The 24,217-nt window shown below is 64.7% G+C and carries 22 protein-coding genes; 7 read left to right on the top strand and 15 right to left on the bottom strand.

The window, feature by feature from the left end; genetic code table 11:
* Positions 1-12: 12 nt before the first annotated feature.
* The gene (locus tag NKI88_RS22280; RefSeq protein WP_023683102.1) at positions 13-456 is read right to left on the bottom strand and encodes an SRPBCC family protein; all 444 of its coding nucleotides are present in this window, start codon (positions 454-456) and stop codon (positions 13-15) included.
* Positions 457-871: 415 nt separating this feature from the next.
* Between NKI88_RS22280 and eglC the strand changes: the two genes are divergently transcribed.
* From eglC to NKI88_RS22265, 3 genes are read left to right on the top strand one after another with little or no spacing between them, the layout of a single operon-like run.
* Positions 872-2,296 carry an endo-1,3-1,4-beta-glycanase EglC gene (eglC, locus tag NKI88_RS22275; RefSeq protein WP_033001007.1) on the top strand — a complete coding sequence of 475 codons (1,425 nt, stop codon included), beginning with the start codon at positions 872-874 and terminating at the stop codon, positions 2,294-2,296.
* Positions 2,297-4,057: a type I secretion system permease/ATPase gene (locus tag NKI88_RS22270; RefSeq protein ID WP_023698647.1), complete on the top strand. Its 1,761-nt coding sequence runs from the start codon at positions 2,297-2,299 to the stop codon at positions 4,055-4,057.
* A gap of 3 nt (positions 4,058-4,060) precedes the next feature.
* Positions 4,061-5,380: an HlyD family type I secretion periplasmic adaptor subunit gene (locus NKI88_RS22265; protein ID WP_352657221.1), complete on the top strand. Its 1,320-nt coding sequence runs from the start codon at positions 4,061-4,063 to the stop codon at positions 5,378-5,380.
* On the opposite strand, the gene NKI88_RS22260 is transcribed toward NKI88_RS22265, so the two are convergent.
* The 3 genes from NKI88_RS22260 to NKI88_RS22250 form a co-directional block, all read right to left on the bottom strand.
* The gene (locus tag NKI88_RS22260; RefSeq protein ID WP_023669695.1) at positions 5,367-5,681 is read right to left on the bottom strand and encodes a type II toxin-antitoxin system RelE/ParE family toxin; all 315 of its coding nucleotides are present in this window, start codon (positions 5,679-5,681) and stop codon (positions 5,367-5,369) included. The two genes, NKI88_RS22265 and NKI88_RS22260, sit on opposite strands and share 14 nt — an antisense overlap.
* Positions 5,678-5,959 (bottom strand): type II toxin-antitoxin system ParD family antitoxin, encoded by a 282-nt coding sequence (locus tag NKI88_RS22255; protein ID WP_023669694.1) that lies wholly within the window; start codon positions 5,957-5,959, stop codon positions 5,678-5,680. Before NKI88_RS22255 ends, NKI88_RS22260 begins: the two co-directional genes overlap by 4 nt.
* Positions 5,960-6,027: 68 nt before the next feature.
* Positions 6,028-7,023 carry a GlxA family transcriptional regulator gene (locus NKI88_RS22250; RefSeq protein ID WP_352657218.1) on the bottom strand — a complete coding sequence of 332 codons (996 nt, stop codon included), beginning with the start codon at positions 7,021-7,023 and terminating at the stop codon, positions 6,028-6,030.
* A gap of 278 nt (positions 7,024-7,301) precedes the next feature.
* Between NKI88_RS22250 and NKI88_RS22245 the strand changes: the two genes are divergently transcribed.
* The 3 genes from NKI88_RS22245 (at position 7,302) to NKI88_RS22235 (ending at position 9,785) form a co-directional block, all read left to right on the top strand.
* Positions 7,302-8,450 carry an amidohydrolase gene (locus NKI88_RS22245; protein ID WP_352657215.1) on the top strand — a complete coding sequence of 383 codons (1,149 nt, stop codon included), beginning with the start codon at positions 7,302-7,304 and terminating at the stop codon, positions 8,448-8,450.
* 88 nt (positions 8,451-8,538) lie between these two features.
* Entirely contained in the window at positions 8,539-8,898 is a 360-nt protein-coding gene (locus NKI88_RS22240; protein ID WP_023747059.1) for a protein kinase family protein, read from the top strand.
* Positions 8,899-9,344: 446 nt separating this feature from the next.
* Positions 9,345-9,785: a lipid-binding SYLF domain-containing protein gene (locus NKI88_RS22235; RefSeq protein ID WP_352657212.1), complete on the top strand. Its 441-nt coding sequence runs from the start codon at positions 9,345-9,347 to the stop codon at positions 9,783-9,785.
* Positions 9,786-10,075: 290 nt separating this feature from the next.
* Here NKI88_RS22235 and NKI88_RS22230 read toward each other — a convergent pair whose 3' ends face one another.
* The 8 genes from NKI88_RS22230 to NKI88_RS22195 all read right to left on the bottom strand — a co-directional run bounded on the left by NKI88_RS22230 (position 10,076) and on the right by NKI88_RS22195 (position 19,435).
* Entirely contained in the window at positions 10,076-11,056 is a 981-nt protein-coding gene (locus NKI88_RS22230) for an ABC transporter permease (RefSeq protein WP_352657209.1), read from the bottom strand.
* A 262-nt stretch (positions 11,057-11,318) separates the two neighbouring features.
* Positions 11,319-12,290, bottom strand: coding sequence for an ABC transporter permease (locus NKI88_RS22225; protein WP_023737569.1), 972 nt, complete (start codon positions 12,288-12,290; stop codon positions 11,319-11,321).
* Positions 12,287-13,837 carry a sugar ABC transporter ATP-binding protein gene (locus tag NKI88_RS22220; protein ID WP_023737570.1) on the bottom strand — a complete coding sequence of 517 codons (1,551 nt, stop codon included), beginning with the start codon at positions 13,835-13,837 and terminating at the stop codon, positions 12,287-12,289. The genes NKI88_RS22225 and NKI88_RS22220 overlap by 4 nt, the downstream gene beginning before the upstream one ends.
* A gap of 266 nt (positions 13,838-14,103) precedes the next feature.
* Positions 14,104-15,138 carry an ABC transporter substrate-binding protein gene (locus tag NKI88_RS22215; protein WP_023683115.1) on the bottom strand — a complete coding sequence of 345 codons (1,035 nt, stop codon included), beginning with the start codon at positions 15,136-15,138 and terminating at the stop codon, positions 14,104-14,106.
* A 78-nt stretch (positions 15,139-15,216) separates the two neighbouring features.
* Complete coding sequence (locus NKI88_RS22210; protein WP_023737571.1) at positions 15,217-16,131, bottom strand: sugar phosphate isomerase/epimerase family protein; 915 nt, start codon at positions 16,129-16,131, stop codon at positions 15,217-15,219.
* 22 nt (positions 16,132-16,153) lie between these two features.
* Positions 16,154-17,689: a mannitol dehydrogenase family protein gene (locus tag NKI88_RS22205; protein WP_023737572.1), complete on the bottom strand. Its 1,536-nt coding sequence runs from the start codon at positions 17,687-17,689 to the stop codon at positions 16,154-16,156.
* Positions 17,686-18,468, bottom strand: a complete 783-nt coding sequence (locus tag NKI88_RS22200) for an SDR family oxidoreductase (protein ID WP_023737573.1) — start codon at positions 18,466-18,468, stop codon at positions 17,686-17,688. Before NKI88_RS22200 ends, NKI88_RS22205 begins: the two co-directional genes overlap by 4 nt.
* Before the next feature lie 79 nt (positions 18,469-18,547).
* Positions 18,548-19,435 (bottom strand): MurR/RpiR family transcriptional regulator, encoded by an 888-nt coding sequence (locus tag NKI88_RS22195; protein WP_023737574.1) that lies wholly within the window; start codon positions 19,433-19,435, stop codon positions 18,548-18,550.
* Between the two features lie 301 nt (positions 19,436-19,736).
* On the opposite strand from NKI88_RS22195, the gene NKI88_RS22190 reads away from it, so the two are divergent.
* Positions 19,737-20,921 carry a Gfo/Idh/MocA family protein gene (locus NKI88_RS22190; RefSeq protein ID WP_352657206.1) on the top strand — a complete coding sequence of 395 codons (1,185 nt, stop codon included), beginning with the start codon at positions 19,737-19,739 and terminating at the stop codon, positions 20,919-20,921.
* Between the two features lie 6 nt (positions 20,922-20,927).
* On the opposite strand, the gene NKI88_RS22185 is transcribed toward NKI88_RS22190, so the two are convergent.
* Genes NKI88_RS22185 through NKI88_RS22175 form a run of 3 tightly spaced genes read right to left on the bottom strand, consistent with a single transcriptional unit; the run spans position 20,928 to position 23,970 of the window.
* A complete protein-coding gene (locus NKI88_RS22185) occupies positions 20,928-21,791 on the bottom strand; it encodes a carbohydrate ABC transporter permease (protein WP_352657204.1) in 864 nt (287 codons plus the stop codon).
* Entirely contained in the window at positions 21,788-22,678 is an 891-nt protein-coding gene (locus tag NKI88_RS22180; RefSeq protein WP_352657201.1) for a carbohydrate ABC transporter permease, read from the bottom strand. Before NKI88_RS22180 ends, NKI88_RS22185 begins: the two co-directional genes overlap by 4 nt.
* On the bottom strand, positions 22,678-23,970 hold the full coding sequence (locus NKI88_RS22175; protein WP_352657198.1) for an ABC transporter substrate-binding protein: 1,293 nt from the start codon (positions 23,968-23,970) through the stop codon (positions 22,678-22,680). Before NKI88_RS22175 ends, NKI88_RS22180 begins: the two co-directional genes overlap by 1 nt.
* Positions 23,971-24,217 lie beyond the last annotated feature (247 nt).

Below are 24,217 nucleotides of genomic sequence, written 5' to 3'. Positions count from 1 at the left end.
ATCCGATGGGCTCTACTGATTGATCTCGGGTTCGACGAGCTTTGCCAGATTGCGCAGCGACTCCTGCCAGCCGAGATAGCAGGCTTCAGCCGGAATAACGTCCGGAATGCCGGCCTGCGTGATGTCGAGTTCCGTGCCGACCGACACTTTCTTCAGGAGCACGGTCACTTCGATCTGGCCGGGCAAATTGGGGTCGTCGAACCTGTCGGTGTAGCGCAGGCGCTCGCCGGGAACGAGTTCGAGATATTCGCCGCCGAAGGAATGGCTGCCGCCCGTCGTGAAGTTTCGGAACGACATCTTGAAGGCGCCACCGACTTTCGCGTCGAAGCTGTGTACCGTGCAAGTGAAGCCGTTCGGCGGAAGCCATTTCGCCAGCGCGTCGGCTTCTGTGAATGCGCGGTAGACCTTCTCCGGGCTGGTCGTCAGAACGCGGTGCAAACGTACGGTGCTTGGCATCTCTTCGGTATCCTTTGTGGTTTCGTTGTCCGATGCCCCAAGGACGGGTGAACCTCACCCGGTCCGACATAGCCTGTCAAATTTTCTTGAGCCCTTTGCCCGCGGCCATCCGCCCGCGACTTCGACCGCCGCCTCAGGCAGGCGGTCGTGTCGCGTCAAATTGCATGCATCATTGACAGGTTGCCTAACTTTTCGGCGCGGATCTCACAATTTATTAAAATTGTAAGTCTCTCCTACAAAGTTGTATTAGGATCAGCTTAACGCCTTCGGCATTATCTATTAAATGATGGGCGACGATCTCCTTGGTGTACTATAGAATGATTCCCTGGAACGATGGATCAATTTAAGAGTTGATCCGAAATGGTCGCTCGAAGGTTGTCGAACGACCAAGGCAGCACGCGCAAGGAGTGTCGGAATGACCACAGTCCTCAACGCCAAAGGCATTCCACTTCCGTATACCGGCGCTTCCACCCATTGGTTCTCGGCGACTGGAGGCGCGCCTTACCGCTACGGCACCTCGGGCAACGATTCCTTCTGGGGCGACACCAACGTCAAGGTCACCATGTATGGCGGCGCGGGCGACGACTATTACCATCTCTATTCGACGATCAACAAAGCGGTCGAGAACTACGGCGCGGGCGTCGACACGATCGATACCTGGATGAGCTACAAGCTGCCCGCGAATTTCGAGAACCTCGTCGTCACCGGCGACGGCCACTATGCCTTCGGCAATGGTCAGGACAACATCATAACGGGCGGCGCTGGCAGCCAGACGCTGGACGGCGGCAAGGGCAATGACGTGCTGATCGGCGGCGCCGGCGCCGACACCTTCATCATCACCAAGGGCAATGGCAGCGACCTTATCTCCGATTTCGGCGCGACCGACACGGTGCGCCTCAACGGCTATGCCTTCACCTCGTTCGAGGCCGTCCACGCCAATATGGTCCAGGTGGGATCGAACGTGCAGCTGAACCTCGGCTCGAGCGAGGTGCTGGTGTTCCACAACACCACGATCGACAAGTTTCAGCCCGGCCAGTTCGAGCTGCCGATCGACAAGACCGGCATGACGCTGTCCTTCAACGACGATTTCAACACGCTGAGCCTGTGGAACGGCCAGAGCGGCATCTGGGATTCCAATTTCTGGTGGGGGGCGCAGAACGGCAGCTCGCAGCCCCAGAACGGCGAGCTGCAATGGTATATCGACGCCAATTATGCGCCGACCAGCTCGGTCCATCCGTTCAGCGTCGCAAGCGGCGTGCTCACCATAACCGCGGCGCATGCGCCCGACGACATCAAGCCGCTGATCAACAATTACGAATACACTTCCGGCATACTGACGACGCACGACACCTTCTCGCAGACCTATGGCTATTTCGAAATGCGGGCCGATCTCCCGGAAAATGCCGGCGCGTGGCCGGCCTTCTGGCTTCTGCCCGAAGACGGTTCATGGCCCCCGGAACTCGACGTGATCGAAATGTATGGGCAGAACCCGAATGCGCTTCTCATGACCGCGCACACAAATGAGACGGGAACCCACACCACGGTCGGGTCGACGGTGAATGTCTCCAACACCGACGGCTATCACACCTATGGCCTGTTGTGGACGCCGGACAAGCTGGTCTGGACCTATGATGGCGTCCAGGTCGCGGAAGCGGCGACGCCGTCCGATATGAACAAGCCCATGTATATGCTGGTCGACCTTGCGGTCGGCGGTCAAGCCGGCGCGCCGCCCGACCATCTGGCGACGCCCGCGCAAATGAAGATCGACTATATCCACGCCTATACGCTGAACGATTTGCAGCAGAGCCATCTGAGCACGACAGCCGAGCACGCGGTCTAGATGTCACGGGACCGCGCGCCACTCAGGGATGCGGCCATCGGCCTGCGCCCGGTTTTCCTGCCCGGCATCGCCGATATCGGCATCTTTTCGTTGCTGATCAACATCCTGCTCCTGGTGATCCCGCTCTATCTGCTGCAGGTCTATGACCGGGTGTTGCCGTCCTCCAGCGTCGAGACGCTGCTTTATCTCTCGGCCATGGCGGTCCTCGCGCTCGCCTTCCTCGGCCTGCTGGACGCGGTCCGCGCCATCTACGCGCAACGTGTTGCGGCCACCGTCGACCTGAAACTGGGCGCGCGGACATTCGCCGCCTCGCTTGGCGCCAGACATGCCGGCAGCGGGCTGTCGCCGCTGAACGACCTTGCCACGACTTGCGCCTTCATCAGGTCGCGCGGCGTGGCGGTGTTGTTCGACCTGCCGTTTGCGCCCGTCTTCCTGGCCTTGCTCTATTTCATCCATCCCGTCCTGTTCTGGCTGACGCTCGCCGGCGCCGTGCTGCTGTTTCTCTTGGTCGTGGCCAACCAGCTTGCCATCGGCAGGAACGATGCCATGTCGGCGGAACGCTCGGCGGTGGCCAGCCAGGCGGAGCAGGCCTTCGCCCGCAACACCGACACGCTGCGCGCCATGGGCATGGTGCAAAATGCCGCCGCGGTCTGGGGACAACACGTTGCTGAGGCGCTGACCCTGCATGACCGTTCCGGAAGCGCCAATGCGATCTTCAGCGCGACGTCGCGGGCGCTGCGCATGATGCTGCAACTGGCGATCCTCGGCGCCGGCGCGTGGCTGGTGCTACAAGGGCAGATGACCGCCGGCATGATCTTCGCTTCGTCGCTGGTGTCGTCGCGCGCGCTGCAGCCGCTCGACCAGCTGATCGGATCCTGGCGGCAGATCGTCGACGCCAAGCGATGCTGGAAACGGCTGGACACCGCCCTTGCGGCGCAACCAGCGCAGGGGCGCAAGCTCGCACTGCCCGATCCATTGGGCGCGATTTCGGTGCAGGATCTGTTCTTCATCGCGCCGACTGCGGCTTTCGGCACGGAGCCCATCCTCAAGCGGTTGAATTTTGCCATCGGCGCCGGCGAAGCGGTGGCGATCGTCGGCCCGAGCGGGGCCGGCAAATCGACGCTGGCGAAATTGCTTGTGGGCGCGCTGCAGCCGACCGGCGGCGCGGTCAGGGTCGACGGCGCCGACCTGAGGAGCTGGGACGAAACCCAGCTTGGCAGGCATATCGGCTATCTCGCGCAGGAGGTGGAGCTTTTCCCGGGATCGATCGCGCAAAATGTCGCCCGCTTCGAACCCGACGCCGATGACGCCGCGATCGTCGAAGCGGCCAGGCGCGCCGAGGCGCATGAGCTGATTCTCACGCTGCGCGACGGCTATCAGACCATGATAGGCCCGTCGCATACCGTGCTGTCGGGCGGCGAGCGCCAGCGGATAGGGCTGGCGCGCGCCTTCTACGGCAAGCCACGCATGCTGGTGCTGGACGAGCCCAACGCCCATCTCGACGGCAGTGGGGAGGCGGCGCTCGAAGGGATGCTTTCGGCCGCGCGAAGTGTAAGCGTCACGACAGTCGTCATCACGCATCGCCCTTCGATCGCCGCGGCCTGCGACCGCGTCATGGTCCTGCGCAACGGCATGGTCGAAGCTTTCGGCCCTGCGAGCGAGGTGCTGAGGCAACCGGCGGCCGGCAAGGCCGGGAGCGCGGTGGTGACAGGCTCGTTCGTGCCGACCGTGCGCCCGCACAGCGTCCGCTTCGGGTCATAGACGATGATGCAGCAGAGCCTCGCCTTCGAAGGTCGACCGCGCACCGACTTCCGCCGCATGGCCGTCGTCGGCTACGTGGCCATAGCGCTCTTCGTCGGCTGCTTCGGCTATTGGGCGGCGAACGCGCCGCTCTCCGGCGCGGTGATCACCTCCGGCACGATCTCGGCGACGGGCGGCAACATCCTCATCCAGCACCCCGAGGGCGGCATCATCGAGCAGTTGCTGGTGCATGAAGGCGACCGCGTGCAACAAGGCGAACCGCTGGTCCTGCTCGACCGCAGGGCGGCCGAGACCGACCTCAACCGGCTGACCAGACAGACGATCGCGCTCAGGGCAAGTGCCGCGCGACTTGAGGCCGAGCGCGACGGATCGGACAGGCTGGCGCCGATCGCCGAAGCAGCACCCGCGCCGTTCCAGCGCGATTTCGACAATCTGGTGCACGAACAGCAGAAGGAGTTCGAGGCCAGGCTCGCCCGGTTCCGCTCCGAGCAGTCGATCCTGGCGCAGCGCGTCGCCATGCATCGTGAGTCGGCGCTGGGACTGGAGGCGCAGAAACTCGCCATCCAGCAACAGGCCGAGATCGTGAAGAAGGAACTCGGCATCAAGACCGGCCTGCTCGACAAGGGTCTCACCAACCGCAGCGAATATTCGCAGCTTCTGCGCAGCGAGGCCGATCTGGTCGGCCAGGCCGGCGCGCTGGAGGCGGATATCGCAGCGACCAAGACGCAGATCGTCGAAGCCCAGGCGCAGGTCGAGCGCGCGACCACGCAGCGCGTCGAGGACGCGCTGACCAAGCTCGACGAGGTTCGCACCAGCCTGGCCGACATCGGCGAACAGATCACCGCAGCCGAGGCGGTGCTGGGGCGCACGACGATCAAGGCGCCGGCAGCCGGCATCGTGGTATCCTCGATCTACAACTCCAAAGGCAGCGTGATTGCGCCGGGGCAGAAGATCATGGAGATCCTGCCGACCGCGTCGGGCCTCATCGTCGACGCGAAGCTGCGGCCGAAAGACGTGGACCTGGTTCGCGTCGGCCAGCCGGCGAAGCTCAGGCTGTCCGCCCTGAACGCGCGCCTCACCCCTGAGGTCCCGGCTACGGTGACGCAAATTTCCGCCGACCGGCTGATCGATGAAACCACGCATGAGGCGTATTTCCGCGCCAGGCTGAAGATCACCGACACGCTGCCGCAGAGCGTGAAAGCCGAGCAGCTTTACCCAGGAACGCCGGTCGAGGCGTTTATCAGCACCGGCGACCGAACCTTCCTCGAATATCTGGCGCGGCCGATGCTGGACTCGTTCGCGCGGGCGTTCACGGAGCGATAGGCGCCAGCTCGTCCTCCCAGTTGACGCCGCCGTAGAACACCCTGAGAATCACCACCTGGTCGCCTTCTACGGTGAAGGCCACAGTCAGGCGGCGCTCGAAGCCAACGATGCGAAGCCCCGGCCGCACATCATCCCTTAGGGTTCCGCGTTCCGAGGCATAGTCGAGACCCAGGCAAAATCGCTCGATCCGCTCGATGTAGCGAAGGGCGGTGAGGTTGCCGGATGCGTGAGCGACCGTATCGTATATCCATAACAGGTCCGTCTGGGCTTCCGGCAAAAGGACAACATGCCGGCGCTTCACACGTTCCCCTTGAGGCGAGCTGCGTGATGTGCGCGGATGCTGTCAAAAGACTTGTCGGCCGGGATGGCCTGGGAGGGGTCTGCCTTCCACCTATCATAGGTCGGCGCGACCTCCTCACGCAGCCAGCGCTCCACGGCGGCGTCGCGTTCCTGCAATGCGCGAAGACCGGCGCGGATCACTTCACTGCTGGTCGCGTATGTGCCGGACCGAACGAGCTGGTCGATGAAAGCAGCCTGCTCGGCCGGCAGGCTGAAGGTGCGTTTTTCGGTGGCGGACATGGATCCCTCCTATCAGGTTGGTATGATATTATCATACCAACGGCGAGATCGCACGCCCCAATATAGGCTTAGGGACCGCTCCCCTTGCCGTCGGCAAAGACACCGGACATTCGGTTCGGATGCCTGAGAAGGGTCGGCGTGATGCCGGTCTGATGGCGGAAGACACGGCTGAAATGGCCGGCATTGGGAAAACCGCAGCGGTAGGCGATGTCGCCGATCGCCAAGTCGCTCCCCTCCAGCAGCGACTTCGCCTGATGCACGCGCAGCGTAAGATAGGCGGCCATCGGGCCGATGCCGAGCTCGGCGCCGAACAGCCGCTCAAGCTGGCGCCGGGATAAATGCAACCGGCCCGCGATCTCGGCGACCGACAGCGTCTCCTGGAGATTGCTTTCCATCAGAAGCAGCGCCCGCTTCACCGCGCGGCTCGAGGCCGCGGGAAAGAGGTCGCCGACGGGCTGCACATCCAGGCTCGAGCGGATGCGGTCGAGCACGAGGATCTTGGCGGCTTTTTCCGCCGCCTTGCGGCCGATGAACTGCGACACGAAATGGCCGGCAAGGTCGGCCGCACCCGTGCCGCCGGCGCAGGTCGAGCGGCCCCTATCGACGGAAAACAGGCTGTCGGCATGGGCGTTCACGTCAGGGAATTGGCTGCGGAAATCCTTGATATGGAACCAGCTGACGGCGGCACTGTAGCCGTCGAGCAGGCCGTAGCGCGCGAGCACGAAGCTGCCGGTGCAGAGTGCCGTCAGCGGCACGCCCTTTTCGGCCGCCCGCAACAGGAAGGCCTCCTTTTCGGAGCTGAGGCTGCGGTTGGTGTCGAGCAGGCCGCCGACCACGACGCCGTTGTCGAAATCCTGCGGATTGCCGATCGCCTTGGTCGGCAGCAGCTCGACACCGCAACTCGCCCGGATCGGCAGGCCACGCTCGCCGACGATCTCCCAGTCGAACTCGATCCGGCGGCTGCGGTCGCCCTCATCGCCGGCCAGCCGCAGCGTGTCGATGAACAGCGACAGCGGCGACAGCGTGAAGTCGCGAACCAAGAGAAACGCAAACCGCCTGGCCATTGTTGCTCCGAAACGTTCCTTCGGGTGGATGGAAGCAAAGATGTCGCACAGGCGAGCACGCAGCGCTTTTCAGGAGAAGCCACCGGATGTCGGAGATGAGATCGACGGCCTCAGTGCGGAGCTGGAAATTCTCTGGGTTGTGTGGTGGTCATGGGATGTCGTCATCTACGCTCACACAAGACAGGCAGATGGACCAGCGGAATTGATCAGTATGGCACGGCGTGAGAAAAACCCTATCGTGTTTGTGTAACCTGCAGCACCAAAGCGGAGCCCAAGCCATGACCCTGACCAATCGCGATATCATCGAGCTGACGGCATGGCGCCGCAAGCTGCACCAGCGGCCTGAAATCTCCAATGAGGAAGAACAGACCGCCAAGGAAGTCGTCGCCTTCCTCGCCGATACAGGGCCGGACAAGGTGCTGACCGGCCTTGGCGGTCATGGCGTGGCGGCGGTCTATGACAGCGGCAAGGCGGGGCCGACGGTGCTGTTCCGTTCGGAGATCGATGCGCTGCCGATCGAGGAGCTTTCGGGCGTCGAGCATGCCTCGCAGGTGCCGGGAAAATCGCATATGTGCGGCCATGACGGCCACACCGCGATCCTGGCCGCACTCGGCCGCCAGCTCGGGCGTGAGCGGCCGGCCCGCGGCCGCGTCGTGTTGATGTTCCAGCCGGCGGAGGAGACCGGCAATGGTGCGGCCGGCGTCGTCGCCGATCCACGCTTTGGCGAGATCGCGCCGGACTTCGCCTTCTCGCTGCACAATCTGCCGGGCGTGCCGTTCGGCGAGGTGCGTGTCAAGCCCGGCGTGGTCAACTGCGCCTCGCGCGGCATCCGCATCGTGCTGGACGGCAAGACCGCGCATTCCTCCATGCCCGAAACCGGCGTGTCGCCGATGCCGGCGATCAGCCAGCTGATGCCGGCGCTTCCGGCACTCGGGCGCGGCACTTTCGCCGATGACGATTTCAGCATGGTCACCGTCACCCATGCGACGATGGGCGAGGCCGTGTTCGGCATCGCGCCCGGCTACGCCGAGGTTTGGGCGACGCTGCGCACAAGGCGTGACGAGCGCATGGCGGAGCTGGTCGCAGCTGCGGAGGCGCTGGCCGCCAGGATAGCGGCCGAGCACCGCCTGTCCGTGCGCTGCGACTATCACGAAATCTTCGTCGCCAGCGTCAATGCGCCGGACGCGGTGGAGCATATCAACCGCGCGTTGGACGAAGAGGGTGTGCCGCGCAGCGAGGAAGCCCTGCCGATGCGCGCCTCGGAGGATTTCGGCATTTTCGGCCACAAGGCGAAGTCGGCGATGTTCTTCCTCGGCGCGGGCGAGCGCACCCCGTCATTGCACAATCCCGACTATGATTTTCCCGACGATCTGATCCCGATCGGCTCGAAGATCTTCATGCGCACGGCGCGCAACCTGCTGGGGTGAGCGGCCCTGCAAAATCCGCATCCTGAAGCTGCCTTTTTCCCGCTGGAATCGTCTTGTAGTCGCCTCCTACATTAGGAGGGGCTTGCGGATGAGAATTGCAATGGTCGTCGCGTTGACTGCGACAGTGGCAGGGTGCGTATCGTCTCCGGTCCAGTATGGAGCCTCGCTCTCGCCGCAGGACCCGAAATGGGCGACGCCGGAATGCCAGCAGGCCCGCACGGATGCCTTGAACTACGACCGGCGCGAGAAGGAGCATCCGGGATGGGCCGCCGGCGTCGTGCTGGGGCCCTACAGCATGGGTCTCGTGGCGGCGATCAAGGAGCATGAGCAGCAGCAGCGAAGGCTGTTGGCGCGCCAGATGCATCTGCAGTGCTCGAGCCTGCCGCTGCCGAAGGATTTGGACTTCGATCCGCAAATCTACGCACCAAAGCCGGGGAAATATCCGTAGGGCTGGGATTGGTTTGCACAGGGACCATAGCGGAGGCTTGCGCCCTACGAATACCCCCGCCCTCAATCCCTCCCAACAAGGGGGAGGGAGACTAGGTTGGCGCTGATTTCCGCAAAACCGTCTAAGTCGACTTAAAAAAGGGCTGGGCGTGCGGCAGCGTTCCCTCCGCCTTGTGAGGGTCCGAAGGACGGGCGAAACCCTGGCTCGCCCCGGCAAGTTAGAGTGGGGGTCCTCTTCGTAAAAGCTCATATGCGATAGCCTTTGCCCCGAGGCATTGGCATTGCCAGCTCTGTATGAAGCGCTCCTCCGCTCTCCCCACCAGCTTTGCGCCTTGACCCACCGAGGGCTCTCCCTGGAACTAAATCCAAGCCTAAACTGTTCAAGTTGGTTACGACGCCGACGAGCCCTGCCGGTTGGGTGAGCGGCGCACTTGAGGAGCTCCCACCATGACCATCTCGTCCAGCTTTCGTTCGCTCGCGGTTGCGGCCATCACAACTGTGTTCGTCAGCGCTGCCAGCGCCGCGCATGCCGATAGCGGCACGATCCGCTTTGCCGTCTACAAGGCGGCCTTCTTCGTCGGCGGTTCCGGCGGCGAGGGGACGCTGACCTTCCACGGCCGCTCCTATCCCATCACGATCGGCGGCGTTTCGGGCGGCTTCGCCTTCGGGGTTTCCAAGACCTATTTCCGGGGCGCCGTGCGCCATATCCGCAGGGTGCGGGATGCGACCGGGGTTTATGGCGCGGCCGGCGGTGGCGGCGCGCTCGGCAAGGGGGCGCAGGTGATCGTCATGACCAACGACAAGGGCGCCCAGCTCGAGCTTACGGGCCGGCAGGTGGGCCTGCAGGTGAATGCGGATTTGAGCGGGATGGCGATTTCGTTGAAGTAGGGGGGCGGGCGAGCTCTGGGTGGGCACAGGCGCCCAGGGTGATGGCAATCGCTTAGGGTGCCCCCCACTCCGTCTCGGCTTCGCCGAGCCACCTCTACCCCCACATTCGTGGGGGAGAGGAAACGCTATTTTTCGAGGTTGCGGCCTCGACAGTGTTGAGTTTTTTCTTCGCTCGAAAAGCTTGGATTCCTCCTCGAAAAGCTTGGCATTTCCTCTCCCCCACGGACGTGGGGGTAGAGGTGGCTCGGCGAAGCCGAGACGGAGTGGGGGCTGGCGCTGGCCTCGGCCCCCTACCGCTCCTCCACAATCCGCAAATACGCCGCCGTCACGAACAGCACGATCAGCCCGAACAAGATCCGCCGTGCCCCCTCCGGCATCTGCAGGATGGTCAGCAGTGTCGTCAGCACGGTCAGGATCAGGGCGCCGATGATGGTGCCGGTGTAGCCGCCGCGGCCGCCGAAGATGGAGGTGCCGCCGATGACGGCGGCGGCGACCGAGGGCAGCACCAGCGGTTCGGCGAGCGACAGCGAGGGGGCCTTGATCAGGCCGATATAGAGCAGGCCGGTGATGCCGGCGAGCACGCTGGAGGTGACGTAGAGCGCGGTGATGACCTGCCAGTATTGCACGCCCGACAGGCGGGTCGCGCGCTCATTGTCGCCGACGGCGTAGAGCAGGCGGCCGAAGCCGGTGCGGGCGAGCGTGAAGACGATGAGGGCGGCGAGCGGCACGAACAGCAGCAGCGCGTTGGGGAAGCCCCATGTCACGCCGGTGCCGAGCCAAGCCAGGAAGTCGGGGATTTTTGCGCCCGACGCGATCACCGTGCGCTGGTAGACCTGCAGGCAGCCGGTGCCGATCAGACTGGTGCCCAGCGTCATGATCAGCGGGTGGACGCGGAAGACGCCGACGCCAATGCCATTGACGAGGCCGATCAGCACCGCCGGCATCATCGCCAGGAGGAACGCCACCGCCGGGTCCTGGTTGACCACTTGCGTGGCCATGATGAAGGCGCTCATCGTCGCCACCGTGCCGACCGACAGGTCGATGCCGCCGGTCAGCATGGTCATGGTCTGGCATCCCGCCAGGATCGCCAGCGGTATGGCGAATTTAATAGTGTTGGCGATCCAGCGCTCGTTGACGATGCCGGGGCGCAGGATCTGCAGGATTATAACCAGGATGGCGAGCAGGACGATCAGCGGGATGAGCGGGCGATCGGCCATGAAGCGCTTTATGCGGCGGGCGAAGGGGACCGGGGTGATGGCGGTGGTGCTCATGGGGCGGCTCTTGCTCGCGATGAGGTTTGCAAGGTGCGGCAAGTTGGCGAGGACAGTGCTCTACGGCGCCCCCCTCTGGCCTGCCGGCCATCTCCCCCACTTGTGGGGAGATTGGCAGCTTCAGCGCCTCGCTCATTCTTGCAAGGTTGGAGATTGGCGAAGGTCGTCGCGACATCCAATCTCCCCCCTTGTGGGGGAGATGTCCGGCAGGACAGAGGGGGGCGCGAAGGAACGCCGACGTCTCTCTGCGACAGCCCTCCCATCATTGCCGCCCCCGCATCGTGATAAACGCGCCGAACATCACCACCGCCACCATGATCAGCCCCTCGATGATGGCGGTGACATTCGGGTCGATGGCAAGCAGCGTCAAATCCGTGCGCACCAGGCGCAACACGAAGACGGCGACGATCGGGCCGAGCAGGCCGCCCTTGCCGCCGCCGAGCGCGACGCCGCCCAGCACCACGGCGGCGACGCTGGCGAGCAGATAGGGGCCGGGGATGGGGGCGCCGATGCCGGTGCTCATGGTCAGCGCCAGGCCGCCAAAGGCGGCGAACAGGCCGGACAGCGCATAGGCGATGATGCGAGTGCGCTTGACCGGCACGCCGGAGCGGAACGCCGCCAGTTCGCTAGAGCCGATGGAGTAGATGGAGAGGCCGAGGCGCGAGCGCCTCAGTGGTATCCAGATGACGCAGAGGCACACGATCAGCACCAGCAGCGCCTTGGGCAGCCAGGCGTCTATGGCGTCGGGCAGGCCGGGGATCGGTACGGTGCCAGAGATCAGCGCCTTCAGCCATTCGGCGATGCCGCCGCCCGGCGCGTCGAGTACCAGCAGGGCTGCACCCTGCAGCACGAACAGCATGGCCAGCGTCACGACAATGTCGGGCACGCGGGTGACGACGATGAGCAGGCCGTTGAGTGCGCCGAGCACGAAACCCATGGCCAGCACGAAGGGCACCACGAACAGCGCGTATTCCTCGCTCGCGCCATTCATCATCGACGCCGCGGTGACGCTGGTCAGCGCCATCATGGCGGCGACCGACAGGTCAATGCCGCCGGCGATGACGACGACGGTCTGCGCGGCGACTGCGAAGGCATAGGGCAGAACGGCTCGGGCGAGCGAGCCGAAATCATTGCTGCCATAGGCCGGCTGGATGATCCTGGTGGCGATGAACAGGACGATGAGCAGGGCGAACAGGCCGACGACCCAGGCTTGGCGGCGCAGGAAATGGCTCATGGCGCGGCCTCCGGCGAAGCCGAAGTGTTCGCGGTCGGATCAGCCAATATGCCGATATCGGCCTTGGCGCCGCGCGGCAGGCCGTAGGCGGCGCGCATCAGCGCCGGCTCGTCGGCCTCCTCGACCGGAAAAATGTCGACCATGCGGCCGCCGAAGATGACGATGACGCGGTCGCAGACGCGCTGCACCTCCTCCAGCTCCGAGGTGTAGAACAGCACCGACTTGCCGTTGCCGGCGAGTTCGCGCAGCAGCTTGTAGATCTCCTGCTTGGTGCCGACATCGATGCCGCGCGTCGGGTCGAAGCACAGGATGGTGCGGGCATCCGCCGCGATCCAGCGGGCGATGGTCACCTTCTGCTGATTGCCCCCGGACAGGCGCTGCACTTCGCCCTGGGCGCGGGTGTCGATCTGCAGCCGCTCGATGGCGCTGAGCACGGTCGCGCGTTCGCGGCGCATGTTGATCGGACCCCAGTTGCGCAAGGCAGCGCTGAAAGGCAGCGCGATGTTTTCGCGCACCGAGCGCTGCATGGCGAGCGCTTCCGAGCGGTCCCCCGGCACATAGGCAATGCCGGCGCGGATGGCGTCGATCGGATGCGAGAATTTCACCGGCTGGCCATCGACTTCGATCGTGCCGCCGGAGGGCCGGATCGAGCCGGCAAGGGCGGCGAACAACTCGTCCTGGCCCTGGCCTTCGAGCGCGACGACGCCGGCGACTTCGCCGTCGGCGAGATCGAAGGAGACATCGCTGAGCTTGGCGCCGACGCGCAGGTTTCGCACCGAAATGCGCGGCCGGGTGGTCGCGGGCGCGGCCTTCTCGGCAGCGCTGCGGGCCGCGACATGGGTTTTGACGATGCGGGTGCCGAGCATCAGCTCGACGATCTTTTCTTCCACGCCCGGCACGATGTCGACGACACCGACGGTCTCGCCGTCGCGCAGCACGGTGGCGCGGTCGCACAGTGCGGAGATTTCGACGAAGCGGTGCGAGATGAAGATCACGGCGCGACCGGCATCGCCCTGGCGGCGCACCACTTCCAGCACTTTTTCGGCGAGGTTGGCGGGCAGGGCCGCCGTCATCTCGTCGAGCAGCAGCACGTCCGGCTCGACGGCGAGCGCCCGCGCCAGGTCGAGCACGCGCAGCACGGCCAGCGGAATGTCGCGCGCGGTGTCGCGCAGATCGAGGTCGGTGATGCCGAGCTCGCGCACCCAGGCGCGGAACGGCTCGACCGGCGTGCCGGTGAGCCTGAGATTGGAGAGAACGTCGAGATCGGGGATTAGCGACGGCTCCTGGTAGACCGGCAGCAGCCCGGCGCGGCGCGCGGCGGCGGGCGAGCGAATGTCGCGCGCTTCGCCACGGATCAGGATGCGGCCGGAGTTCGCCGGAATGGCGCCGGTCAGGATCTTCACCAGCGTCGACTTGCCGGCGCCGTTGGCGCCCATCAGCGCGTGGACCTCGCCCGGCAGCACGGAGAGCGACGCGTTGCGAAGCGCTGCAACCGCGCCGTAGTTCTTGGCGACGCCGGTGGCGTCGAGGAGGGGGCTGGTGGTCAAATCGATGTCCGCTCAGAAATTCTCTTGCTGGCACTCTACGGCGCCCCCCTCTGTCCTGCCGGACATCTCCCCCACTTGGGGGGAGATTGGCAGTTCCGGCGCCGCCCCTCGTCTTGCGACGTAGAAAATTAGCGAAAGCCGAGATGACAGCCAATCTCCCCACCTGTGGGGGAGATGTCCGGCAGGACAGAGGGGGCGCCGTAGAGCGCTAGTCTGTGTGACGAGGACGGCCGTTCGCCGTCCTCGCCAGTTCATTCAAACCAGGCTTACTCCCCCGGCCCCTTGCAGGCCACGATCTGGTCCTTCGTGTAGGTCGTCCACTCCGGGATCGAGATCGAGACCGGCCATTCCGGGCTGAGCGACGGGTCGGCGGCTGCCTTCAGCTTGGCCTTGCCTTCGTCGGTGGCGTTGTCCCACAGCTGCGGGTCGACCAGCACGGTCTGCTGCGCCGGCTTCTTGCCGTCGAGGATCTGCAGCGCCAGCGTCACGCCCGCGCCGCCGATCGAGCCGGGGTTGGTGACGGCTGCACCGACGAGACCTTTCACCGAGCTCAGCTGGCCGACGAAGCCGGCATTGTCGGCGCCGACCACCGGCACCAGCGGCGCCTGCGATTCGACCAGCGCGTCGACGATGACGTTGTCGATGCCCGACGTCCACACGCCGTTGAACGGCGTGCCGGTGGCCAGGAACGACAGCATCTGCTGCTTGGCCTGATCCTGCTGCCAGCCGGTGAAGACTTCCTGCGCCACCTTCACGCCGGGGTTTTCGGCCAGCGCCTTCTTGAAGCCTTTGTCGCGATCGCTATCGGCCGAGGCGCCGGCGGCGCCGCGCATGTAGAACACTTCGCCCTTGCCGCCCATCTGCTGGAACAGCCATTTGGCGCCGAGATAGGCATACTGTTCCTGGTTGTTGGAGATGATGTAGGCCGACGGTTCGGTCACCGCCTGGTCGACGGCAACGACGACGATGCCGGCCTTGGTGGCTTCTTCCAGGCCCGCCTTGATGCCCGCGGGATCAGCGGGGTTGACGACGATGGCGTCGACCTTGGCGCTGATCAGATTGCGGATGTCTTCGAGCTGGCCGGCGGCATCGGTGTTGCGGTGGGCGATGTTGAGCTTCGTCACTTCGCCCGAAGCCAGCGCCTGCGCCTTCATGGCGCAGACCATTTCCTCGCGCCAGCCATTGCCCTGCACGGTGTTGGAAATGCCGATCGTATATTTGGCTTCGGCCGACGACACGCCCATCGATGCCAGCAAGGCAGCGCCCGCAAGCAACGGGACCATGGTCAGTATTTTCTTCATGTCAGTACTCCTCCACATTGTTGTTTTTCGTCTCAGGGTCAGACCCTTCGGCAGGATCGGACCAAGTCATTCACCTCGTCATTTGACGAAGGGGCGCAGCACGTCGCGGGCGAGCAGGAAGCCCCGCTTCACCGCATCGTCGTTGCCTTCAAACCGCCTGTCCTCATGTTCGATGATGACCGAGCCGTCATAGCCGGCGCGGTAGAGGCCGGAGAAGAAGCCGCTCCAGTCGACATCGCCCAATCCCGGCATGCGCGGCACCTGCCAGCCTATCCCGGCGGAAAGAATCCCGCGCTCATACAAACCATCATGATCGATCATCAAATCCTTGGCGTGGACATGCAGCATGTAGGGGCCGAACTCCTTGATGAAGCGGCCCTGGTCGATCATCTGCCAGACCAGATGCGAGGGGTCGAAATTCATGCCGACCTCGCCGCCCCAGGCCTCGAGGATGCGCCGCCAGATGTAGGGCGAATAGGCGATGTTGTGCCCGCCCGGCCACTCGTCATAACTGAAGATCATCGGGCAGTTCTCGAAGGCGAGTTTTACCCCGTGGCCGCGCGCATAGGCGACGGTCTCGGGCCAGACTTTCAGCGCGTCCTGCCAGTTGACGTCCACGGTCTTCGAGGCATCGCCGCCGCAGAAGGTGTTGACCACCGGCACGCCCATATTGGCGGCCAGCACGATGACCTTCTTCAGATGCCCGATGACGGCCTCGCGATGGGCAGGGTCCGGATGCAACGGGTTGGGATAGTAGCCGAGGCCAGAGACCGTGAGTTTCTTCTCTGCCAGCGATGCGGCAATCTCCTTGGCCTGCGCAGGCGAGGTGGAGGCGGCGTCGATATGACTGGTGCCGGCATAGCGTCGCGTCGCGCCGGAGGTTTTCGGCCAGCAGGCGATTTCCAGCGCCTCGAAGCCAACCGAGCTTGCCCAGCCGGCGACCTCGCCAAGCGGCGTCTCCGCAAAAGGTGCTGTTAGCACTCCTAGTTTCATTCTGCCTCCTAGACCCCGACGACTATAATGCCGATTGTTTGGATCGCTTCAACCTCGCGACCTCATCTTGTTCAAGACTGTGCCGGACAGCCGCCATCGGATCGTCCGACAGCAGGTCGCCCAGCGCCGATGTGACGGCCGCGCGGAACGTATCGTCGGCGGCAAGGCCGGGGTCGAATATCCCGTCGATGGCAAGGATGGCGGACACCAGCGCGCTGGCATCGTGACCGGTCGCATCGGCGATCGCGGCGACCTTGCCGGCATAGGGATCCGACACCGGCCAGCGTCTGCCGAAACGTTCCGAGGCCTGGATCAGATAGGCCATCCAGCCGGCGACCGGCACCGACAGCAGGCCAACGCTGGCGCTCTGTCTCAGCCGGTCGCGGATCGGGTTGAGCAGGCGCTGGACGATCTTCTGCGAACCGTCGGTGGCAATCTGGTGGTTGCGGTGGCGGATCGCGGTGTTCTTCAGCCGGGCAAGACTCTGCTCGACATAGGCAAGCGGCAGGATGCCCGGCACCGGCATCAGCGTCGGCACAGTCTCTTCGACCAGCATGCGCCTGATGAAGTCCGACAGCAGCGGGTCGGCCATGGCATCCGATGTGTGCTCGAGACCAGCCAGAACGCCGAGCGTGGCGAGTGCCGTCTGGGCGCCATTCAGCACCCGCATCTTGAGATGCTCAAACGGCGTGACGTCGTCGACAAAGGTGGCGCCGACCAGATCCCAGCGCGGCATGCGGCCGGCGAATTTTTCCTCGATCACCCATTGCCGGAACGGCTCACCGACAGCGACGGCGGCATCGTGGTAGCCGAACCATTGTTCGACACTGTCGAGGTCATCCTGCGTCACCGCCGGCGCGATGCGGTCGACCATGGCCGCGGGGAACGCGACATTGGCCTCTATCCAGCGGGCCAGCCCTTTGCTCCGCCGTTCGGCAAACGTCCGCACGACATTGTTCAGGATAGTACCGTTGGTCGGAATGTTGTCACAGGAGAGAAACGTTATGGGTCGCTCATGTGTGGCCCTGCGCTGCTCCAGCGCCCGCACCAACAGGCCGGGGACGCTGCGCGGCTTCTCGGGGTTGGCGAGGTCGTGGACGATATCAGGATGGCCAAGGTCGAGTTCGCCGCTGGACGGGACGTGGCAATAGCCTTTTTCCGTCACTGTCATCGTCACCAACTCGATATCGGGTGAGATCAGCACGCCGAGCGCCAGTGCCGCACTCTCCTGGCTGTCGACCACCCGGACGATGCTGCCGATGACGCGCGCCTCGATGTGGCTGTTCTCGCGGATCAGCCTTGTGTACAGCCCGCCCTGCCGTCCCAGCGTGTCGGCAAGGCTGGGCGGACGGATGTTGATGCCGACGATGCCCCAGCGGTCGAAGCGCAGCGAGATGAGATCGTCGGTGTATTCGGCCTGATGGCAGCGGTGGAAGGCGCCGACGCCGAGATGCGCCATGCCGGGCGAGAGGAGCGTACGGTCATAGGACGGTGTCTGGACCGAGGCCGGCAAGCGGTCGAGCAGCGCCGGCCCAAGCGTTTCGGTGGAAGCGCTCACCGGTTCGCCCCGATCACCGCCTGTTCCTGGTCGATGACCGCGCCGGTCATCGGTCCGGCGGCATCGGAGAGCAGGAAGACGGCGAGGCTGGCGATGTCGTCCGGCGTCAGCAGCCGGCCGAAAGGCTGCGCGGCATTGGCCTTGTCGAGCCAGCCAGGGCCGTTGCCCAATGTCTCCGCCTGCATGATGCGTTCGGCCGGCGTGTCGGTCCAGCCGACATTGATGCCGTTGACGCGGATGCGATCGAAACGGTGGGCGTTGGCGGCGTTCCTGGTCAGCGTCGCCAGCGCGCCCTTGGTGGCGGAATAGACGGCGAGTTCCGGCGAACCGCAATGGGCGTTGATCGACAGGATGTTGAGAATGGCGCCGCCCTGTCCGCGCTGCTTCATGTCGGCAATCGCCGCCTGCATCAGGAAGAACGGCGCGCGCGTGTTGACGGCAAACAGTGCCGCCCAGTCGTCGAGGCTGGCGTCGAGGAAGGAGGCGCGATCGGTCAGGCCTGCGGCGTTGACCAGCGCATCGATGCGGCCGAAGCGCTCGATGCAGGCTTGCGCCAGAAGGGTGGGGGCGTCAGGATCGGCAAGGTCGGCGGCGACGAAGATGGTCGGCGTGCCCATTTGCGAAAGCTCGGCCGCCACAGCCTCGCCACGCGTCTTCTCTCGGCCGGTGACCAGCAGCCCGGCGGCACCGGAACGCGCCAGCGTCTCGGCAATGGCGCGGCCAATGCCTTGCGTCGACCCGGTGACCAGAGCCACCTTGCCGTCAAGCCGGATCTCCATTCCTCCTCCCGGGAATAAAGTTTCTATTTTGAGAAATATGGAACGACAATTCCCGATAGTCAATTGGACCAGTGACGCCTCATTCGCCGCGCCGCGCCGCCACGCCATGGACCAGCGCCATCCCAACGGCGAGCGAGGCCGCCAGTGAGCGGAAGCCGGCAAAGTCGGATTCCACCACTTCCAGCCAGCTGTCCGAGAGCGGGATCAGCGGGCTGAAGGTGCTGTCGGTGACGGTGACGATGCGCGCCTTGCGCTCATGCGCCACCGCGACGAGATCGGGCGTGATCGAATTGTAGGGGCTGAAGGAGACAGCGAGCACGGCATCCCGGCCGCCGATGCAGCCGATCTGGTCGAGTGCGGAGGACCCGACATTGTCGACCAGCACGTTGCGCACGCCTTGCTGCGAGAGCGTCAGCGAGAGATAGGCGGTGACGGGAAAGGCGCGCTTGGAGCCGATGACATAGATCAGCTCGGCCGCCGCCAGCAGCGCCACCATCTTGTCGAAACTCTCGACGTCGAAGCCGGCCTCGATGCGCCCCAGCGAGGCCTGCGATGCGCCGACCATGCCGTGCAGGAAATGCAGATTTGGCTCGGTCTCGGTGCGCGGTTCGCCGCGCCCTTCCGGCCATGAGCCCTTGATGTGCTCCTTGAACAGGCCCTGGAAATCGGAAAAGCCGGAATAGCCGAAGATCTGGGCAAAGCGCACCAGCGTCGAGGGCTGCACGCCGGCCTGTGCCGCAACCTGCGCGATGGTGCCGAGCGCGACGTCGCTCGGATGCTGCCACAGGAAGATTGCCACCTGGCGCAGCCGCTTGGGGAAATGCACCGTGCCCGACGACAGCACCGCGCGCAGCTCCTCATAGGTCTGCGGCTGGATGTAGCCAAGCGCGGCCAGCGAGCGCCCGCGCTTGCGCGTCGCCGCCTCGTCGGTGCTGGACCGTCCGGATGCCTTGCTTGCCCCACTCATGATTTCAGGCTAGCGCGATACGATCGTTTTACAATATGAAAATTGGAAATCATGTTCGAAAGTGTGACTGATGCGAGCGGTCAAAAGCAGCGCTCTACGGCGCCCCCCTCTGTCCTGCCGGACATCTCCCCCACGGGTGGGGAGATTGGCAGTTTCGCCTTCGGCGCCCTCTTGCGACGTCTGAGATTGGCGAAGGCCGCTGTGGTGCCTGATCTCCCCCCTCGTGGGGGAGATGTCCGGTAGGACAGAGGGGGGCGCGACAGAACTCGACGACGGCAAAACTGTCTTCCCAGGAGGAAACATGGTCTACGCAACATCGGACGGATCGGCGGGCAAGCGGCTCAGGGTCGGCATGGTCGGCGGCGGTCGCAATGCTTTTATCGGCGCCGTGCATCGGCTGGCCATGCGCCTGGACGACCAGATCGTACTGGTCGCCGGCGCGCTCTCGTCGGACCCGGAGAACGCCGCCGCCTCGGCCGCCGAGATCGGCATCGCGCCCGAGCGCAGCTATGCCGATTATCGCGCCATGGCACGAGCCGAAGCAGCGCGGCCGGACGGCATCGAGGCGGTGGTCATCGTCACGCCCAACCATCTGCACGCGCCGATCGCCACGGCCTTTCTCGAGGCCGGCATCGACGTGATCTGCGACAAGCCGCTGTCGACCACGCTGGCCGATGCCGAGGCGCTGGTGGCGCTGGCGCGGGAGAAAAAGCGTCGCTTCGTCGTCACGCTCAACAACACCGGCTACGCCATGGTCCGCCAGGCGCGCGAGATGGTGGCGGCGGGCGCGCTTGGCCGTATCGTGTCCGTGCATGGCGCCTACATCCAGGACTGGCTGACCACACCGATCGACGCCGAGGGCCAGAAGCAGGCGGAGTGGCGCACCGATCCGGCGCGCGCCGGGCAGTCGGCGGTGCTGGCCGATATCGGCGTGCATGCCTTCAACCTGGCAAGCTATATCTCCGGCTGTGAGGCCGAGGCGGTGTCGGCCGATCTGTTCACTGCCGTGCCGGGACGCCGGCTCGACGACAATGCGCATGTGCTGGTGCGCTGGACCGGCGGGGCGCGCGGCACGATCCTCGCCAGCCAGACCTCGCCCGGCCACTACAATGATCTCTCGGTGCGCATCTATGGCGACAAAGCCGGGCTCGAATGGTCGGGCGGCCGGCCGGAAGAACTGCGCTTCTCCATCTACGGCGAGGAGACCCGCACGCTGGTGCGCGGCGGCCATGGCTCGACGACGGAAAGCCAACGCGTGTCGCGCATGCCGGCGGCGCATCCGGAAGGCTATATCGAGGCCTTCGCCAATTTCTACCGCGACGCCGCCGATATCATTCGCGCGCACCGTTCGGGCGGGACGGTTGATCCGGCGCGCGCGGCACAGGTGCCCGACGTCGTCGATGGCGCGCGCGGGGTGAAGTTTGTCGCGGCGGCGGTGGAGTCGAATGCTGCGGGCGGGGCTTGGACGGCGGCAAGGTTCGGGTGAGGCGAGCTATCCCTTGATCGCCGAGCCGACGATGGAATCGACGAAGAAGCGCTGCAGGAAGACGAACAGGATGAGCGGCGGCAGCACGGCCAGCGTCGCGCCGGCCATCACCAAGCCGGTGTTGACCGCACCTCTGTTGTAGCTGAGCAAGCGGCTCAAGCTGATGACGATCGGATAGGCGTCGGCATTGCCCTGCAGCACGGTCAGCGGCCACAGATAGCTGTTCCAGTGATAGACGAAGGCGAAGAGGGCCAGAGCCGCGATTGCGGGTGCGATGCTGGGCGCGACGATCTTGTAGAGGATCAAGAACTCCGAGGCGCCGTCCATGCGCGCGGCGTCGATGAGCTCGTCGGGCACGCCGGAGATGAACTGGCGCATCAGGAAGATGCCGAAAGCATTGGCGAGATTGGGCACGATGATGCCGGCGAGGCTGGCGTTGAGGCCGACCGAGCCGACCAGGCGGTAGAGCGGGATCAGCGTCACGATCGGCGGCAGGAACATGGTGGCGATCAGCAGAGAAAACAGCAGCGACTTGGCGGGGAAGTGGTATTTGGCGAAGGCGTAGCCGGCCATCATGCTGGTCAGCAGAATGCCGGCGGTGGTGATCGAGGCGATGACCAGAGAATTCCACATCGAGCGGCCGACATTGACCACGCCCGACACCTTCTCATAGGCGTCTAGGTTCGGCGTGCCGGGGATCCACACCGGCGGCACCTGCATGCTCTCGGCCGGCGTCTTGAGACTCGACAGCGCCATCCAGACCAGCGGGAAGGCCGAGGCAACGGCGACCAGCAGCATCAGCGTCGCCAGCAGCGCCTTGCGTCCGGACGGGCGCCGGCGCGACAGCCGGCTCGACGATCCCGCGCTCATTCGTCGTTCTTCCGGTTGGCGAAGGCAAACAGCGCGCAGACGACGACAATCAGCGACAGCATCAGCATGACCGCCATGGCCGAACCCAGTCCACCCTGCGCACGCTCGATGCCGACGCGGCGGATGTGGTAGGTGAGCACATTGGTCGAGCCGACCGGCCCGCCCTGCGTGATCAGGGCAACCGGCTCGAACACCTGCACGGCGTTGATGATGGCGATGACGGCGCTGAACAGAAGCGTGCGCCGCATCAGCGGCAGGGTGATGAAGCGGAACTGCTCGAAGCGGCTGGCGCCATCGAGCTTCGCCGCCTCGTAGAGGCTGCCTTGGATCTGCGTCAGCCCGGCGATCGCCAGCACGGTGAAATAGCCGACCTGCTGCCAGACATTGAGGAAGACGATGGAGATCAGCGCCGAGCGCGGTGACGACAGAAAGGGCTGTGGTCCCGCGCCGATTAGACCGAGCATCTGATTGAGCGGGCCTTCGCTCGGCGAATAGAGTTTCGACCAGACCAGCGCCACGGCGATCATCGGCACCATGTAGGTGGCAAACAGCACCGTGCGCAGCGCCGTGCCGCCGGCGACATCGCGCTGGTAGACCATCAGCCCAAAGGCCACCGACAGCGGCAGGATGAGGATGACGGAGAGCGCGGTGTAAATCGCGGTGTTAGCCAGCGCGGCCTTGAAGTCGCGGCCGACCGAGGAGACCCCAAAAATCTCGCGGAAATTGTCGAGGCCGATAAAGCCGGCGCTGGAAAACGGTGTCTGCGTCGACCAGTCCTGGAACGACAGCCAGACGGTGAGCAGCATCGGCAACAGGATGAAGATGCCGATCAGCGTCACGGCGGGCGCCAGCATGATGCCCGCCGAGGCACGGTACCTCTGAATCATTATTTGGCGGCGCGCTCCAGGATCGAAATGGCGTCGGCCTGCGCCGTCGCCTGCGCATCCTTGGCCGAGACCTGGCCATACTGCAACGCCTCGAGCGTCTGCTGCAGCGATTCCGAGAATTCCTGGCCGCCGGGCACGACGGGGAACGGCTTGGCATCGGTGAGCACGCTGACATAGCCGGAGAGGAATTCCGAGCCGAGCTTGTCCTTGTGCGCCTCGATATCGGAGAGGCGTGAGGGCAGGATGCCCATCGACATCAGGATATCCGACATCGCGGAAGCACCGTTCTTGCCGGACTTTGGATTGTTCAGCCAGGCGAGGAAGTCCCACGCCGCCTTCTGCTCGGCCGCACCTGCATTGGCGTTGACCACGGTCATCCAGGAGTAAGAGATCGAATGCGGCTTGTCGCCGCTCGGGCCGACGGGAAGCGGCGCCGTTGCAATGTCGGCGAATCTGTCGCCCATGCCGGCCCTCAGTGCGCTCTCCCACCAATTGGCCATGATGATCATGCCGGTCTTGCCGGAGACGAAATTGTCGAGGAAGGGGCCGGTGGTGTTGGCGTCTGCGGTCGCCATCGCCGGCACGCTGGCGCCGGACTTGATCAGGTCCTCATAGAACTGGAAGATCTCGGTCGCCTGCGGGCTGTCCAGCACCGGCTTGCCGTCCTTGACCAGGTCGCCGCCATTGGACACCAGCAGCGAGGAGAAGGGGTGGACGACGCCGGCGGCCCATGAATTGATCATGCCGAAGCCTTGCTGTCCCGCATCCTTGTTGGTCAGCTTCTTGGCCGCATCCTTGAATTCGTCCCAGGTCTTGGGTGGCGCCGCGATGCCGGCCTGCTTGAACAGCGCCTTGTTATAGTTCAGCGCATAGACATCGATCTCGTTGGGGATGCCGTAGAGCGTGCCGCCGACCGAGGCGGCGCTGGTGACGCCCGCCGGCCAGGCGGCCATGACCTCGCTGGCCACCGCATCGGGGGCGGGCGCGACCAGCTTGTCGCGGGCGAGTTCCGGCAACCAGAGATCGTAGATGCCGCCGATCGTCGGGCCGTCCGCGCCGCCGCCTTGCGAGCGCAGCGTGGTCAGGAGGTCGCCAAAGGGGACGGCACGCACGGTGACGCTGACATCCGGATTGGTCTTGGCATAATCCTTGGCCGCCGCTTCCAGCAGCGCGACCGTCTCCGGCGACCAGTGGGTGAGGTAGGAGATGTTGACCGATTGCGCCCAGCCGGTGGCGGGCAGGATGGCGAGGCCCGCGGCCAGTGCCAGTTTCGAAGTCCAGGCAAACGACATTCCTCATCCTCCCTATTGGTTCGCATGAGGTTATGACAAGTCAGCGCGGCGACGCAAGGGCTTGCTGGCGAAAAAGTCTCACATGGTACGGTCACAGATTTCTTTGCGGCGCTGGAATGTGGGTATTTGTCGTTATATAACAAACAGTTGCGGGTACTGCAATGTCGCGAGGGGGCCAAACGCCGCCATTCCTGAGGCGCAGCAGACCTCTTGCGAATACCGCTATGTCGTTATAATGACTTTTGCC

Origin of the sequence: Mesorhizobium sp. M0317, from assembly GCF_040321555.1 — a bacterium.
In the GTDB taxonomy this organism is placed as follows: domain Bacteria; phylum Pseudomonadota; class Alphaproteobacteria; order Rhizobiales; family Rhizobiaceae; genus Mesorhizobium.
This window is presented reverse-complemented; position numbering and strand designations above follow the sequence as displayed.

Coding starts and splice junctions, on each gene's coding strand:
- NKI88_RS22280 (WP_023683102.1), bottom strand. CDS start 456: ATGCCAAGCACCGTACGTTTGCACCGCGTTCTGACGACCAGCCCGGAG.
- eglC (WP_033001007.1), top strand. CDS start 872: ATGACCACAGTCCTCAACGCCAAAGGCATTCCACTTCCGTATACCGGC.
- NKI88_RS22270 (WP_023698647.1), top strand. CDS start 2,297: ATGTCACGGGACCGCGCGCCACTCAGGGATGCGGCCATCGGCCTGCGC.
- NKI88_RS22265 (WP_352657221.1), top strand. CDS start 4,061: ATGATGCAGCAGAGCCTCGCCTTCGAAGGTCGACCGCGCACCGACTTC.
- NKI88_RS22255 (WP_023669694.1), bottom strand. CDS start 5,959: ATGTCCGCCACCGAAAAACGCACCTTCAGCCTGCCGGCCGAGCAGGCT.
- NKI88_RS22250 (WP_352657218.1), bottom strand. CDS start 7,023: ATGGCCAGGCGGTTTGCGTTTCTCTTGGTTCGCGACTTCACGCTGTCG.
- NKI88_RS22245 (WP_352657215.1), top strand. CDS start 7,302: ATGACCCTGACCAATCGCGATATCATCGAGCTGACGGCATGGCGCCGC.
- NKI88_RS22240 (WP_023747059.1), top strand. CDS start 8,539: ATGAGAATTGCAATGGTCGTCGCGTTGACTGCGACAGTGGCAGGGTGC.
- NKI88_RS22235 (WP_352657212.1), top strand. CDS start 9,345: ATGACCATCTCGTCCAGCTTTCGTTCGCTCGCGGTTGCGGCCATCACA.
- NKI88_RS22230 (WP_352657209.1), bottom strand. CDS start 11,056: ATGAGCACCACCGCCATCACCCCGGTCCCCTTCGCCCGCCGCATAAAG.
- NKI88_RS22225 (WP_023737569.1), bottom strand. CDS start 12,290: ATGAGCCATTTCCTGCGCCGCCAAGCCTGGGTCGTCGGCCTGTTCGCC.
- NKI88_RS22215 (WP_023683115.1), bottom strand. CDS start 15,138: ATGAAGAAAATACTGACCATGGTCCCGTTGCTTGCGGGCGCTGCCTTG.
- NKI88_RS22210 (WP_023737571.1), bottom strand. CDS start 16,131: ATGAAACTAGGAGTGCTAACAGCACCTTTTGCGGAGACGCCGCTTGGC.
- NKI88_RS22200 (WP_023737573.1), bottom strand. CDS start 18,468: ATGGAGATCCGGCTTGACGGCAAGGTGGCTCTGGTCACCGGGTCGACG.
- NKI88_RS22195 (WP_023737574.1), bottom strand. CDS start 19,435: ATGAGTGGGGCAAGCAAGGCATCCGGACGGTCCAGCACCGACGAGGCG.
- NKI88_RS22190 (WP_352657206.1), top strand. CDS start 19,737: ATGGTCTACGCAACATCGGACGGATCGGCGGGCAAGCGGCTCAGGGTC.
- NKI88_RS22185 (WP_352657204.1), bottom strand. CDS start 21,791: ATGAGCGCGGGATCGTCGAGCCGGCTGTCGCGCCGGCGCCCGTCCGGA.
- NKI88_RS22180 (WP_352657201.1), bottom strand. CDS start 22,678: ATGATTCAGAGGTACCGTGCCTCGGCGGGCATCATGCTGGCGCCCGCC.
- NKI88_RS22175 (WP_352657198.1), bottom strand. CDS start 23,970: ATGTCGTTTGCCTGGACTTCGAAACTGGCACTGGCCGCGGGCCTCGCC.